Source organism: Streptomyces sp. NP-1717 (assembly GCF_022695985.1).
Classification (GTDB): Bacteria; Actinomycetota; Actinomycetes; order Streptomycetales; family Streptomycetaceae; genus Streptomyces.
Genome location: NZ_JAAPBF010000177.1, coordinates 1 through 14,859, shown reverse-complemented (window position 1 = coordinate 14,859; position 14,859 = coordinate 1). Strand labels below are relative to the sequence as shown.

The 14,859-nt window shown below is 72.8% G+C and carries 7 protein-coding genes; 3 read left to right on the top strand and 4 right to left on the bottom strand.

What is annotated here, in order from left to right:
* Window positions 1-1,136 (top strand): enterotoxin (locus GXP76_RS26870; RefSeq protein WP_242574196.1); only part of this gene is annotated, 1,136 nt, incomplete at its 5' end.
* 119 nt (window positions 1,137-1,255) lie between these two features.
* Here GXP76_RS26870 and GXP76_RS26865 read toward each other — a convergent pair.
* From GXP76_RS26865 to GXP76_RS26855, 3 genes are all read right to left on the bottom strand, one after another.
* Complete coding sequence (locus GXP76_RS26865; RefSeq protein WP_242574195.1) at window positions 1,256-2,731, bottom strand: FAD-dependent monooxygenase; 1,476 nt, start codon at window positions 2,729-2,731, stop codon at window positions 1,256-1,258.
* Window positions 2,732-2,774: 43 nt separating this feature from the next.
* The gene (locus GXP76_RS26860; protein WP_242574194.1) at window positions 2,775-7,451 is read right to left on the bottom strand and encodes a type I polyketide synthase; all 4,677 of its coding nucleotides are present in this window, start codon (window positions 7,449-7,451) and stop codon (window positions 2,775-2,777) included.
* Window positions 7,452-7,658: 207 nt separating this feature from the next.
* Complete coding sequence (locus GXP76_RS26855; RefSeq protein ID WP_242574193.1) at window positions 7,659-8,843, bottom strand: cytochrome P450; 1,185 nt, start codon at window positions 8,841-8,843, stop codon at window positions 7,659-7,661.
* Window positions 8,844-9,109: 266 nt separating this feature from the next.
* Here GXP76_RS26855 and GXP76_RS26850 point away from each other — a divergent pair, with 266 nt between their 5' ends.
* Together GXP76_RS26850 and GXP76_RS26845 are read left to right on the top strand one after the other, a co-directional pair.
* A complete protein-coding gene (locus GXP76_RS26850) occupies window positions 9,110-10,162 on the top strand; it encodes a 3-oxoacyl-ACP synthase III family protein (protein WP_242574192.1) in 1,053 nt (350 codons plus the stop codon).
* Window positions 10,163-10,291: 129 nt separating this feature from the next.
* Complete coding sequence (locus GXP76_RS26845) at window positions 10,292-10,912, top strand: hypothetical protein (RefSeq protein ID WP_242574191.1); 621 nt, start codon at window positions 10,292-10,294, stop codon at window positions 10,910-10,912.
* 154 nt (window positions 10,913-11,066) lie between these two features.
* Here GXP76_RS26845 and GXP76_RS26840 read toward each other — a convergent pair.
* Window positions 11,067-14,859: SDR family NAD(P)-dependent oxidoreductase (locus tag GXP76_RS26840; RefSeq protein WP_242574190.1), on the bottom strand; the 3,793-nt coding region annotated here is incomplete at its 5' end.

The window sequence follows — 14,859 nt, the reverse complement described above, 5'->3', positions numbered from 1 at the left end:
GCGAGCGGTTCCCCGAGTCGCAGTACATGCTCACGTGCAGCCGGGCGCTGCTGGAGTGGGTGCTGCGTGGTGGTGTGCTCGCGCTGCCGAACGTGTCGGTGCTGGAGGGCACGGTGGCGGCGGGTCTGGCCGGTGACGCGGGCGCCGTGAGCGGAGTTCGGGTACGGGCGCGGGACGCCGAGGGGGGCGCGGAGCGGCTGCTGGCGGCTGATGTCGTGGTGGACGCGACGGGGCGTGGCTCGGGGCTGAGCGGCTGGCTGACGGGGTTCGGTCTGCCGGCGGCCGAGGAGGAGACGGTGGACTCCGGGCTGACGTACACCACACGGGTCTTCCGGGCGCCCGAGGGCGCGGCGGGGGTCTTCCCAGTGGTGAGTCTGTACGCGGACCACCGGGTGGCGAAGCCGGCACGCAACGGTCTGGTGGTGCCGATCGAGGGTGATCGGTGGATGGTGTCGCTGTCCGGCAGCCGGGGTACGCGTCCGCCGGCCGACGCGGCGGGTTTCGCGGCGTTCGCCCGGAGCCTGCGGCATCCGCTGGTGGCGCGTATGGTCGCCGCGGCCGAGCCGCTGACGGAGCCGCGCAGTACGCGCAGTACGCGTAACCGGCGGTTGCGGTACGAGCGGATGCCGTCCTGGCCGGCGGGGTTGCTGGTGCTGGGGGACGCGCTGTCGGCGCTCAACCCCGCGTACGGGCACGGTATGACGGCGGCGGCGCGTGGCGCCGAGGTGCTGCGGGACGAGCTGGCGGCGTACGGGGTGCGGCCTGAGCGTGCGCGCGAGACGGTGGGGGCGATCAGCGCGGCGGTGGACGATCCGTGGCTGTGGGCGACGTCGCAGGACGTACGGTTCCCCGAGTGCCGGATCGTGTCTTCCGACGCGGAGTTGGGGGCGCGGGCGGAGGCGCGGGCGCGGTTCGCGGATCTGCTGCAGGCCGCCGCTTCGCGGGACGCCGGGGTGAACGCGGCGATGACCGGGGTGATGTCGATGTCGGAGCCGCTGGCGGGGCTGGAGGACGCGGGGGTGCTCGACGCGGTGCGTGCGGCGGCGTCCTCGGGTGCGAAGCCGCTGCCGCAGCCGCGGTTGAGCGGGGCCGAGCTGGGTCTGCTGCGTGGGCCGGCGCGGGTCGCCGTTCGTTGACGTGCGGGTGGGTCGGCGACCGTGTGAGTCGTACGAACCGCGGGTCGGGCAACGTGTGAGGGGTGCCCCGGGTGTCGTGACCGACGCCCGGGGCACCCCTTCGTTGTTCCCCGTCCGTGTCAGGCGGTGTCGCCGAACCAGCGGCGCAGCGCGGGCTCCAGGCCGTCGTTGCCGGTTTCGGCGGTCGCGGCCCAGGCGACGAAGCCGTCGGGGCGTACGAGCAGCGCTGTGGCGTCCACGGTTTCGGCCGGGCCGCGGGAGACGCGGTCGAGGTGGCCCTGGCGGCCGGAGGTGTCGGGCAGCGCGTCGGCGCCGTCGGTGAGGTCGATCAGGACGCCGCGGCCCGCGCGGAGCGCTTCGGCGACGGCGGTGGGCTCTCCGTCGGGTCCCTTCACGAGCTGGTTCGGAAGGGGCCGGCCGAGCAGGGGATGGGTGTCCTCCTTCTCGGCGCCGTCGAGGGCGTAGCGGACGTCGGTCACCGTGGTGATGAGGTGGTGGTTGACCTCGGGCAGCTTGACCAGGTCGGTGAAGAGCTGCCGCAGTACGTCGAGTTGCTGGCCCTGGGTGAGGAGGGCCATCTGCGACTGGGTGAAGACGCAGGCCCGGTGGCCGACCGGTCGCCTCTCCTCGTCGTAGGTGTCGAGGAGGGTGTCCGGGGCTCGTCCGTCGAGGACGGCGGCGAGCTTCCAGCCGAGGTTGGCGGCGTCGTGCAGGCCGGTGCTGAGGCCGTGGCCGGCGAAGGCGACGTGCAGGTGTGCGGCGTCGCCGGCGACGAAGACGCGGCCCTGCCGGTAGTTCTCGGCCTCGCGGGTGGTGTTGGTGTAGCGGTGGATCCACTGGACGTCGCCGACGACGGGGGTGCGTCCGGTGATCCGTTCGGTGGCGGCGATGACCTCTTCGACGCTGACGGGCTCGTCGGCGGGCGGCGGCTGGGTCGTCTCGTTGAACTCCAGCGTCATGATGCGCGAGGGGCCGCCCTCGTGCGGCGACCTGATGACGGCGAACTGGCCTCCGGGGTAGTTGCCGGGGTGCCAGTCGCCCTCGATGGACGCGACGTCGGCGAGGAGGCCGTACCAGCGCGGGCCGCTCTCCTGGACGGGGAATCCGGCGAGTTCGCGAACGGTGCTGTCACCGCCGTCGCAGCCGACGAGGAAGGCGCCGCGCAGTTCGTAGTCGCCGCTGTCGGCGCGTACCCCGACGGTGACGCCGTCGGCGTCCTGGGTGAGGCTGACGCAGGTGTGGCCGCGCCGGATGTCCGCGCCGAGCTTCGTGGCGTGGGCTTCGAGCATCTCCTCGGTGTACTGCTGCGGCAGCAGGAGGGAGTACTCGTCCTCCATGTGGGGCGCGAGGTCCAGCCAGTAGCTGGCGAAGTGCAGTCGCGGCCACAGCGGGGGGTTCCCGGCGCGCAGGGTGTCCATGATGCCGCGCTGGTCGAACAGGTCGGCGGTGCGGGCGTGGAGGGTGCCGCCGACGGTGTGCTCGTTCGCCTTCGGTGAGCGTTCGAGGACGACGGCTTCCACCCCTGCCAGCCGCAGCTCGCTGGCGAGGAACAGGCCGACCGGGCCTGCTCCCGCTATGACGACGGTGCCAGTCAAAGGAATCTCCATTCCGGGTTCTTCCACGTGCCGCGGTGGGCGGTCAGCGTGCGGGATGTGCGGTCGCGGCGAGCCGGCCGTGTATGTGCAGGGCCAGACCGGCCGGAGTCGGATGGTCGTAGACGACGACGGTGGGCATGGTCAGTTGGGTGGCGGCGTTGAGCCGTGTGCACAACTGGAGGGCGGAGAAGGACGAGAAGCCGATCTCGGCGAGGTTGTCCTCGGGGCCGACCTGGCCGCCGGAGTGGTGGCCGAGGATGTCGGCGGCGCAGTCCCGTACGAGGTCGAGCAGCACGGCCCGCGCCTCCTCGTCGTTCGACGCGGTGGCGAGCCGGGCGCGCAGCCGCTCGCCCTCCGCTTCGCGGTCGGCTCCGGCCGGGCCGGCGCCGTCGTGTGCGGCGGCGGTGCGGGCGCCGGGGATCTCACGCAGCAGCGCCAGGGGGGCGTTGTTCGGTTCGGCGGTGAACCGTGCCCAGTCGATGTCGGCGACGACGGTGGTGGCCGCGCCGCGGGCGGGGATCCGGCCGAGTACGTCCATCGCGGGCTTCAGCGCGAGGGGGCGCACGCCGTACGGAGCGAGGTGCGGCTCGTCGGTGAGCGGTCCGAAGGAGACGGTCGCGGCGGGGAGTCCGGCGGCCCGCCGGGCGTCGGTGAGTGCTTCGAGGCGGGCGCGGAGCGGGGCCTGGGCGCCGGTGCCGGGCAGTCCGAGGGTGCCGGAGAGGTCGGAGAAGACGACGAAGGCGGCGAGGTCCCGGTCGCGGGTGAGGCGGTCGAGGCGGCGGGCGGTGATCAGGGCGGTGCGGGGGTCGGTGTGGGCGGCGCCGGTGGTGTGGACGACGGCGGTGATCGGTGTGTCCGCCAGGAGCGCGGCGAGCCCGTCGGGGCCGGTGCCGTTGTCCGCGTGCGCGTCCATGTCCGCGTCGGCGTCGGCGTCCGGGTCGGTGGGGTCGTACGGCCACAGGGTCAGCCCGACTCCCGTCTCGGCCAGCCCTGTTGGCGCCTCGGCCGCGAGGAGGACGAGGTGTTCGGCGCCGTGTGCGGCGAGCCACCGGGCGGCGTGCGCGCCGTACGGGGTGTCGGTGCCGGTGACGAGCACCGTTCCGCCGGGCTGCCAGAGGTCGGTCCCGTCCGGCGGCAGCGGGCTCAGCCGGCGGGCCAGGAGCCCGGTGGGTCGCAGGGCGACCTGCTCCTCGGCGCTGCCGCGCAGGAAGGCGGCCAGCCGGCGCCCGGCGTCGTCGTCGAGTGTGTCGGGCAGGTCGATCAGACCGCCGGACCATGTGGGGAGTTCGGCCGCTGCGGCCTGCAACACGGCCCAGACGGGGGCCTGTTCGGGCCGGGTGCCGTCCGACGCCTCGACGGCGACGGCGCCGCGTGTGAGTCCCCAGACCGGTACGGGGCGCGCCGCGCCCGCCACTGCCTGGACGAGTGCGGCGGTGAGGGCCGTGCCGGCGGACACCGCCGGGTGGTCGTGGTGAGGACGCTCGTCCAGGGCGAGGAGGGACAGTACGCCGGTGAAGGGCGTGCCGTCCGGGGCGCCGGCGCCGAGTTGTGCGCGCAGGAGTTCGGCCGGTGAGGGTTCGCCGTCCGGGTCGGCGACGAAGGCGACCACACGGTGCCCGTGGGCGGTGAGCGCACCGGTGATCGCGGTGAGTGCGTCGGCGTTGTCCGATTCGGCGAGCGCCGGGGGGAGCACGGCGAGCCAGTTGCCGGGGACGGTGTGGGCTCCCGCGTCGGACACGGGGTCCGGGACCGGGTCCCAGCGCAGCCGGTAGCGGCCGTCCTGGGCGCGCCGCCAGCCGGTGAGGACGGGGAGCAGGGCGGCGAGCGCGGCCCGCTGCTCGTCGTCGGCGTGCACGGTGGCGGCGAGTTGGTCGAGGTCCCCGTTCTCGACGGCCGCCCAGAAGGGGGTGTCGCCCGCGGAGAGCGCCCGGGGCTTCGGTCCCGGCGGCGGGTCGACCCAGAGCCGGCGCCGCTGGAAGGCGTAGGTCGGCAGTGGTACGAGGGAGCCGCCCGGGGGGCGGTCGTCGGCGGCGTCGGGAGCGATCGTGGCGCCGCTCGCGTGCAGCCGGGACAGGGCGGTCACGAAGGTGATGGCCTCGGGTTCGCCGGGCCGCAGGGCGGCGGCGAGTACGGCGGCTTCAGGGCTCGGTGCTGCCCCGCTGGTCAGACAGTCGTAGGTGAGCCCGGTGAGGGTGCCGTCGGGGCCGAGTTCGAGGTAGAACCGTACGTCCTGCTGGGCGAGGTGGGCGATGGAGTCGGCGAACCGTACGGTGTGCCGGACGTGATCGGCCCAGTAGCGCGGGGATGCGGCTTCCTCGGTGCCGAGGACCTTCCCGGTGAGGTTGGAGACGACGGGGATCGTCGCCGGCCGGAACGTCAGACCGGAGACGATCCCGGTGAGCTCGTCCAGCATCGGTTCCAGCAGCGGTGAGTGGAACGCGTGGCTGACCCGGAGCCGCTTGGTGTTGTGGCCCCACACCTCCCAGAAGGCGGTGATCTCCTCGACGGCGCCGCGCTCCCCCGAAATCACCGTGGAGTCGGGGCTGTTGACGGACGCGATGCCGACCTGGTGCGCCCGGTCGGTGATCATGGGCAGAATCTGGTCCTCGGCCACCTGGAGCGCGGCCATGGCCCCGCCCTCGGGCAGGGCCTGCATGAGCCGCCCGCGGGCGGCGACGAAGGCGCAGGCGTCCGGGAGGTCCAGCATGCCGGCGACATGGACGGCCGTCAGTTCGCCCAGCGAGTGCCCGATCAGGTAGTCGGGGCGGACGCCGAAGGACTCGGCCAGCCGGTAGAGCGCCACTTCCAGGGCGAACAGGGCCGGCTGGGTGTACTGCGTACGGTCCAGGAGTGCGGCCGCGTCGTCGGCCGCTGCGGTGCCCGGCCCGGCGAGTACGAGGTCGCGCAGCGGCCGGTCCAGGTGCGGGTCGAGTCCGGCGCAGACGGCGTCGAACGCTTCGGCGAAGACCGGGAACCGGGCGTACAGCTCGCGGCCCATGCCGGGACGCTGCGAGCCCTGCCCGGTGAACAGGACGGCGAGTCGTCCGGCGACGGCGCGTCCGGTCACGGCGGCCGGCGACCCGTCGGCGATCCCCCGCAGGGCGGCGAGGACGTCGTCGCGCGTGTCGCCGACGGCGGAGCCCCGGTGGTCGAGCGTGGCCCGTGCGGTGGCGAGCGTGTGCGCCACGTCCGGCAGGTCGAGGTCCGGGTGGTCCGTCAGATGGCGGTGGGTGCGGTCGGCCTGGGCGCGCAGGGCGGCCGGGGAGTGTCCGGAGAGCCGCAGCGTCACGGGGCCCGCCCGGCGCGCGGGTGCGGCTGGCGGCGCCACGGGGGCGGGCGGCTCCTCGATGACGACGTGCGCGTTGGTGCCGCTCATACCGAACGAGGACACCCCGGCCCGGCGCGGCTGCTCGCCGCCGGCCGGCCAGGGGGTGTTCTCCGTGAGGAGTTCCACGGAACCCGCCGACCAGTCGACGTGCGGGGTGGGCGCGTCGATGTGGAGACTGCGGGGCAGCACGCCGTGGCGCATCGACAGGATCATCTTCATCAGGCCCGCCGCGCCGGCGGCGGCCTGGGTGTGGCCGAGGTTGGACTTGACGGAGCCGAGCCGCAACGGCTGTCCGTCCGGGCGGCCTTGGCCGTAGGTGGCGAGGATGGCCTGGGCTTCGATGGGGTCGCCGAGGGTGGTCCCGGTGCCGTGGGCCTCGACGACGTCGACGTCCGCCGCCGACAGGCCGGCGTGGGAGAGGGCCCGGCGGATGACGCGCTGCTGCGAGGGCCCGTTCGGGGCGGTGAGACCGTTGGAGGCACCGTCCTGGTTGACGGCCGAGCCGCGCAGCACCGCGAGGACCTGGTGCCCGTTGCGCCGGGCGTCGCTGAGCCGCTCCACCAGGAGCAGTGCGGAGCCCTCGGCCCAGCCGGTGCCGTCGGCGGCGGCGGCGAACGGCTTGCACCGGCCGTTGGGCGCCAGCCCCTGCTGCCGGCTGAACTCCACGAAGATGCCGGGGCCGCACATGACGGTGGCGCCGCCGGCCAGCGCGAGGGAGCACTCCCCGTTGCGCAGGGCCTGGGCGGCGAGGTGGAGGGCCACCAGGGATGAGGAGCAGGCGGTGTCGACGGTGACGGCGGGGCCTTCGAGCCCGAAGGAGTAGGCGACGCGGCCGGAGGCGATGCTCGGCGCGCTGCCGATGCTGATGTGCCCTTCGTACCCTTCGAGTGCCTTGCCGACCTGGGTGGCGTAGTCGCTGTACATGACGCCGGCGAAGGTGCCGGTGTCGGTTCCGCGCAGGGACAGGGGGTCGATGCCCGCGTTCTCGAAGGTCTCCCAGGCGGTCTCCAGCAGCAGTCGGTGCTGGGGGTCGGTGGCCGCGGCTTCGCGGGGTGTCATGTCGAACGCTTCGGGGTCGAAGTGGGCGGCGTCGTAGAGGAAGCCGCCCTCCTTCACGTACGTGTGGCCGGGCCGGTCGGGGTCGGGGTCGTAAAGCCCCTCGACGTCCCAGCCCCGGTCGCGGGGGAAGCGGGAGACGGCGTCGCCGCCGGTGGAGACCAGCCGCCACAGGTCCTCGGGGGAGCGGACACCTCCGGGGAAGCGGCAGCCCATTCCGATGATCGCGACGGGCTCGTGGCGCCCGGCCTCGGCGTCGGCGAGCCGCCGGCGGGTCTCGTGCAGGTCGGCGGTGACCCACTTGAGGTAGTCCAGGAGCTTTTCCTCGTTGGCCATCCCGCTGGTCTCCTCAGCTCCTCGGCACGTCGTACGTGAGCAGTCATGCTCATCAGCGCCCCTAAAGGCCCACTAGGTCCGCTCTTGCCGACCCGGCTGGGCGCCGCCCTGGCACCGCCGCGGAGGGCTCGGCGGTGGCCCGGTTTCGGGCGCGGCTGATCCGCGTCGGGCCCTTGGGGGCGGGACGCGGATCGCGCGCGGCCGGCGTCAGGCGCCGGTGGAGACCGGCAGGTAGCGGGGTCCGATGAGCCGCAGGTTGTCGTGCCACTCCATGCCCGGCAGGACCTTGAGGTCCGGGAAGTGCTTGTACAGCCCTTCCAGCGCGATCCGGATCTCCAGCCGGGCCAGCGCGGCACCCAGGCAGAAGTGGACGCCCCGGCTGAAGCCGATGTGCGGGTTCGGGTCCCGGCGGATGTCGAACTTCTGCGGGTCGGTGAACCGCAGTTCGTCGTGGTTGGCGGAGAGCATCCACGCCACGACGATCTGCCCCTCGGGGATCGTCTCCCCGCCCAGCTCCACCTCTCGCGTGGTGACCCGGAAGGCCTGGCTGAGCGGCGGGTAGTAGCGGATGGTCTCCTCGATCGCGCCGGGCAGCAGGGCGGGGTCCGCGCGCAGCGCCGCCGCCTGGTCGGGGTGGTCGTCCAGCGCCAGTACGGCGCTGGCGATGACCGAGGTGGCGGTGACGTGCCCGGCCATCAGGAGCAGCCCGGCGAAGTTGGCGATCTCCTCCTCGTCCAGCCGGTCACCGTCGAGTTCGGCCTGGGTGAGCTGGCTGAGGAGGTCGTCGCCGGGGTTCTTGCGCCGCGCCCTGGCGTGCTCGCTGAAGTACTCGGTCTGTTCGCGCAGGGCGCCCATGACCTTCTCGTCCTTCAGGACGTCGGTCACCGCGCTCGTCGTGGAGGCACGCGCCTGGGCCCACTTGTGGAACAGGGCGCGGTCCTCGGCCGGTACGCCGAGGAGTTCGGCGATGGTGATGACGGGCAGCGTGTAGGCGAAGTCGGCGATGAGGTCGAACTCGCCGCGGCCCGCGAGACCGGTGAGGAGTTCCTCGGTGACGGTCTCCATCCTGGCCCCGAGTTCCTGGACGGTGCGCGGGGTGAAGGCCTGGCCGACGAGGGCGCGGGCCTGGTTGTGCTCCGGCGGGTCCATGAAGCCGAGGTTGCCGCGGTTGACGGTGCCCAGCGGCATCACGCGGTCGAGCTGGGCGGAGAACGTCGAGGCGTCGGTGAGCACTTGCACGGCCTCGTCGTAGCGCACCACCTGCCACGTCTTCGTGTTCTCGTCGAAGACGACGCTCTTGAAGGCCCGCGCCATCGCGAGTTGGCCCATCAGGGCCGCGACGGGACCGGGCGACTCGGCTCCCGGTGTGCCAGGGGTGGTTTCTTCTGCCATCTTCTCACTCCGTACCGAATTTACGATGCGACGGTGGGGAGCGACGGTTGACGAATTCCCCCGTCGCCGAAGCCCGGACCGTTCGCAGCATAAGTCGCGTGACGAACAGGCAGACAGTCCCGAAAGGCTTGGGGAGCACGGATGTTAACGGGGTACAAGCGTGGCTTTAGCGTGACCGATCAGCATGATATTCGGCGCGCTCTGTATTCGGCGTGCCGCCCTTTCTCTCCGTTATTCCGCGGTACGTCAGCCGGGAGGTCTTCGCAATGGGTGTCCCCCTCAACGATGCCCAGGTGTTCGTCCACGGGGTGGGCACGGCTCTGCCGGGTCCCCCGGTCACCAACGAGGACATCGCCGCGCACTACGGAATGCCGACGGTGTGGCGGCAGTGGGTGGACGAGTACATCGGGACGCGCAGCCGGCACCTGGCGGTCGACCTCGCCACGGGCAAGACCAGTCACAGCCTCACCGATCTCGGGGAGATCGCCGCGCGCGGGGCGCTGGCGGACGCGGGGGTGGCGGCCGGTGACATCGACGTCGTGGTGATGAGTACGGCCACGCCGGACCATCTGGCCCCCTCCACCGTCAGCCGCATCGCCGGCCGTATCGGCATCGCCGGGGTGCCCGTCTACCAGCTCCAGTCCGGGTGCACCGGCGCCGTCCAGGCATTGGAGATCACGCAGGATCTGCTGCGCGGCGGGGTTCACCGCACGGCGCTCGTCCTCGGCGGCGACACCAGCGCCAAGCACACCAGCCCGGACGTCGACGCGGCGAGCGTGCCGCTGGAGGTACAGGTCAACGGGCTGATCTTCGGGGACGGGGTCGGCGCCGCCGTACTCGGCACGTCGCCCGCCGAGGGTCGTCCTGTCCTCAGACATGTGCACTCGCGGCTCGTCGGCGCGGGCCGCGCTCCGGGGCAGACCGTCTACTGGTTCGGCCGCGCGGTCTCCGGCGAGGACGGTGTGCCCGCGTCGGAGGACTTCAAGGCGATCGAGACCACGGCGGCACCGATGGCGGCCGATGCCCTCAAACACCTTCTGCACGAGCTGAGTTGGGATGTCGAGCGGGTGCGGTACATCCTGCCGCCGCAGCTCTCGGCGCGGATGACCGACCGTACGCTCTCCCATCTCGCCCTGCCCGGTGCCGAACCCGTCAGCCGGGTGACGGAGATCGGCAACACGGGCAACGCGATCCCGTACTTCCAGCTCGAACTCCTGCTGCCCCGGCTGCGCCCCGGTGACCGGGCGGTGGGCATCAGCATCGAGGCCAGCAAATGGATCAGATCGGGGTACGCGCTGGAGCTGCCGGCCGCCGTCTGAGCCGCATCCGCCTGCCGCGCCCGTTCGTCTCATGCCGCGTCACCGGTCGCACGCCGCGTCACCGGCCTCCCGTCCCGTCTCCGCGCAGCCCGCAGGAGTACGTCCGCCCGACAGAAGGAAACGTCCCGCATGACCACTTCCATCGATCCGACGACCCCGCTGACCTACAACCCCGTCATCGACGCGCTCGTCGGTTCGTGGCGCCAGATCATCGACGCCGACTACTCGGCGGACGACACCCGGCTGCCCGATCTCGCCGTGCTGGCCCGCTCCACCGCGCGGGCGGTCGCGGCGGCCGTACCCCGTCCGCTCGCGGAGATCGCGGCCCCGGACGCGCCGGACGAGCGCGGCGAACTCATGCTCCTGGACAAGGTGATCCAGGAAGTGGCCGACCGCGAGTACACACCGCTGAGCCCGGACGGGCCGAGCGTCGGGGACCTCGTCCTGGTCACGGAGAAGATCTACAACTCCGACCGTGAGGAGATCGGGGCGGACACCGGGCGGCTGCGGATCATCCGCAAGGACCCGGAGACCGGGCACCACTTCACGGTCTCGCTCGTCACCTCCACCGTGCAGGGCAACAAGCTGTTCGCCTTCGGCTACACCGAGATGGAGGCCCAGCTCTCCGGGGGCCGCACCACCATCCAGGCCGCCTGCTGGGACGGCCCGTGGGCGGGCATGAGCGGCACCCTGTCGTGGGTCATCAACTCGATGACGGCCGCCGAGTCACGGTACGAGCTGCGCCGCTGACGCCGGGCGGGCACGAACGCCGGAGCCGCCGGGGAGATCCCCGGCGGCTCCGGCGTTTCGCGGTCCAGCGTTCGACGGTTCAGCGTTTCGCGCTCAGGCGTTCGCGCTCAGGTGTGCCGCCCGCACACAGACGGTGCGGGCGGCACCCCGCCGCTCACTCCAGGCCGAGTTCCTGCTCGATCAGGGCGAACATCTCGTCATCGGTCGCGTCGTCCAGACCCGATGTGCGCTGCGACGCCTCTTCCTCGTCCAGCCGCCGCAGCAGTGTCCGCAGCCGCGTCTCCACCTCGGCGCGGGTCCCGGCGTCCGGCCGTACGACCAGAGCCGCTTCCAGTCGCTTCAGCTCTCCCAGGACGGACGGCTCGGCCTCGGCTCCTTCGAGTCCCAACTCCTCGCGCAGATGCGCGGCGAGCGCCTGGGGCGTCGGGTAGTCGAAGATCAAGGTAGCCGCCAGGCGCAGGCCGGTGGCCGCGTTCAGTCGGTTGCGCAGTTCCACCGCGGTCAGCGAGTCGAAGCCGAACTCCTTGAACGTACGGTCGGCTTCCAGCCCCTCGGCCGAGCCGTGGCCGAGGACGACGGCGGTGTTGCCACGCACCACGGCGAGCAGTTCCTCCAGCCGGCGGACCTCGGGCAGGGGGCGCAGCCGGTCGGCGAGCGACTGGCCGTCACCGCGCGCCGTCTCGCCCGCCGCGGCTGCCCTGCGTACGGCGACACGTACCAACCCGCTGAGCAGCGCCGGGAGTTCACCGCTCTCCGCCTGGCCGCGCAGCGCCGGAAGGTCGAGCGCGACGGGGACGAGCTGCGCGTAGGGCGTGCGCAGCGCGGCGTCGAACATCGCGAGCCCCGCGTCGGCGGCGAGCGGGGCGATGCCCTGCCGGGACAGGCGCGCGATGTCCGCCTGCCCCATATGGGCCGTCATACCGCTGGTCTGGGCCCAGTAGCCCCAGGCGAGCGACGTGGCGGGCAGGCCCTCGGCCCTGCGGAGCCCGGCGAGGGCGTCGAGGAAGGCGTTGGCCGCCGCGTAGTTCGCCTGCCCCGGAGTACCGAAGACACCGGCGGCCGACGAGAACAGGACGAAGGCGGCCAGGTCGGCGTCCCGCGTCAGCTCGTGCAGATTCAGCGCCGCGTCGACCTTGGGCCGCAGGACGCGGTCCAGCCGGCCGGTGTCCAGAGCGCCGAGCAGCGCGTCGTCCACGATGCCCGCCGCGTGCACGACGGCTGTCAGCGGCCGGTCGGACGGGACGGTGGTCAGCAGCTCGGCGAGGGCCTCGCGGTCCGCCGCGTCACAGGCCGCCACCGTCACCTCGGCGCCCATCGCGGTCAGTTCCGCGCGCAGTTCTTCGGCGCCCTCGGCCGCCGGCCCACGGCGGCTCGTCAGCATCAGGTGCCGCACACCGTGAGTGGTGATCAGATGCCGGGCGAGCAGTCCGCCCAGCACCCCGACACCGCCGGTGATCAGTACGGTCCCCTCCGGGTCGGGCGCGCGCGGCACCGTCAGGACCATCTTGCCGGTGTGGCGGGCCTGGCTCATGAAGCGGAACGCCTCGGGGGCCTCGCGCACGTCCCACGGCTGGACCGGCAGCGGGGTCAGGACACCGCTCTCGAACAGCTCGCGCAGATCGGCGAGCATCTCGGCGATCCGGTCGGGGTCGACCTCGCGCAGGTCGTAGGCGTCGTACCGGATGCCGGGCCACCGCTCGGCCAGTTCGTCCACCCCTCGGATGTCGGTCTTGCCCATCTCCAGGAACCTGCCCCCGGGGGACAGCAGTTCCAGCGAGGCGTCGACGAACTCCCGTGCCAGGGAGTTCAGTACGACGTCGACGCCCTTGCCGCCCGTCGTCTTCCGGAACCGTTCCTCGAAGTCCAGGTCGCGCGAGGACGCCGCGTGTCCGGCGTCCACGCCGAGGGACCGCAGCAGCTCCTGCTTGGCCGGGCTCGCGGTGCCGAACACCTCCAGCCCCCAATGGCGGGCGAGCTGGATCGCCGCCATGCCGACGCCACCCGTCGCCGCGTGGACGAGCAGCTTCTCCCCCGGCCGTACGCCTGCCAGGTCCACCAGGCCGAAGTACGCGGTCAGGAAGACGACGGGAATCGCCGCGGCTTCCTCGTACGACCAGCCGGACGGCATCCGGACGACCATCCGCCGGTCCGTCACCGACACCGGTCCGAAGGCACCGTCGAGGAAGAGCCCCATCACCTGGTCGCCCACGCCGAGGTCCGTGACCCCCGGGCCGACCTCCAGGACCACGCCCGCGCCCTCGCTGCCCATGATCGCCGCACCCGGATACATGCCGAGTGAGATCAGCACGTCCCGGAAGTTCATTCCGGCGGCGCGGATCGCGACCCGGATCTCACCGGTGGCCAGGGGGACGTCGGCATGCGGGGTGGGGATGAAGGCGAGCTGCTCCAGCGTGCCGGGACTGGTCGTCTCCAGTCGCCAGCCGGTGTGCGACGGCGGTACGAGAGCGGCGCCGGGCCCGGTCGGCCGCGCGAGCCTGGGCACCAGCACGGTGCCTTCCCGGACGGCGAACTGCGGTTCACCGTGCCGTACGGCGGCGCGCAGCGCCGGGACGAGCGCGGAGAGGGAGTCCTCGTGACCGTCGAGGTCGACCAGCAGGAAACGGCCGGGGTTCTCGGTGACCGCGCTGCGGACCAGACCCCACACCGCGGCGGCCGGCAGATCGGCGGACTCGCCGCCGGTACCGGTGGTCACGGCGCCGTGTGTGACGATCACCAACCGCTCCCCCGGGGCCCGGTCCCGCCGCTGATCCTCCGCCAGCCACCGCTGAAGCTCGGCGAGCACCTCACCCGTCACCTGTCGTACGGCGGCGGGGACACCGCCGGCCGGGGTGTCGGTGGGGGTGTCGGCAGGAGTGTCGGCCGGGGCTCCGACCGGGAGCAGGACGAACTCGGGGTCGTCGTCGCCGGTCGCAGCGACCACTCGAACACCCACGGCTCCCAGCGCCTTCGTCAGCCCCCGGGATTCGTCACCGAGCACCGCGCACACGGGAGTTGCCTCCCCTGTGGAGGCGGTGGCAGCGAGACGACCGGACATCCACTCCACGGCGTACGGGAGATCCGCCGTCGCGGCGGCCCGCGCGGCCTCCAGGCCCATGGCGGGCCGCAGCACCAGCGAGGCCACGGTCAGTACCGACTGGCCGGCCGGGTCGGCCACGTCGACGCGCACCGCGTCCTCACCGGTCGGCGTCACACGTACGCGGACGACCGACCCCCCGCTCCGGCCGAGGGTCACACCCGAGAGCACGAACGGCACCAGGACACCGCCGGCGGCGCCCCCGAGTGCCGTGTGCAGAACGGCGTCCAGCAGCGCCGGATGCATACCGAACCGCTCGGCGTCCGCACGTACGGACTCCGGCAGCACGACCTCGGCGCTGATCACCTCGCCGTCGCGCCACAACTCGCGCACACCGCGGAAGGCGTCCCCGTACGCATAGCCCCGCTCGGCCAGATCGGCGTAGAACTCCTCCGCCGGAATCCGCTCGGCGTCCTGGCCACCGGCCGGCGGCCAGGCGAACCCGGCGCCGGTCACGGCGTCGGCGCCCGTCCCGAGCACACCCTCCGCATGCCGCGTCCACTCGTCGGCGTCCTTGGACCGGGAGAACACGGTCAGCGCGCAGCGCCCGGCGTCGTCCGCCTTCTCCACGACCACCTGGAGGCGCACCGTCTCCGTCCCGTGCAGCACCAGCGGCGCCTTGAGCATCAGCTCATCGACGGTGTCGCATCCGACCTCGTCACCGGCCCGGAAAGCCAGCTCAAGGAAGAGCGCGGCGGGTACCAGGGTGGTGCCGGTGACGGTGTGGTCGGCGAGCCAGGGGTGGGTACGGAGCGAGAGCGTGCCGGTGAAGGTGGTGGTGCGGTCTTCGGTGGCCGCGTCTATCGCTGCGCCGAGGAGGGGGTGGTTGGTGTGCTGGAGTCCGAGGGTGGTG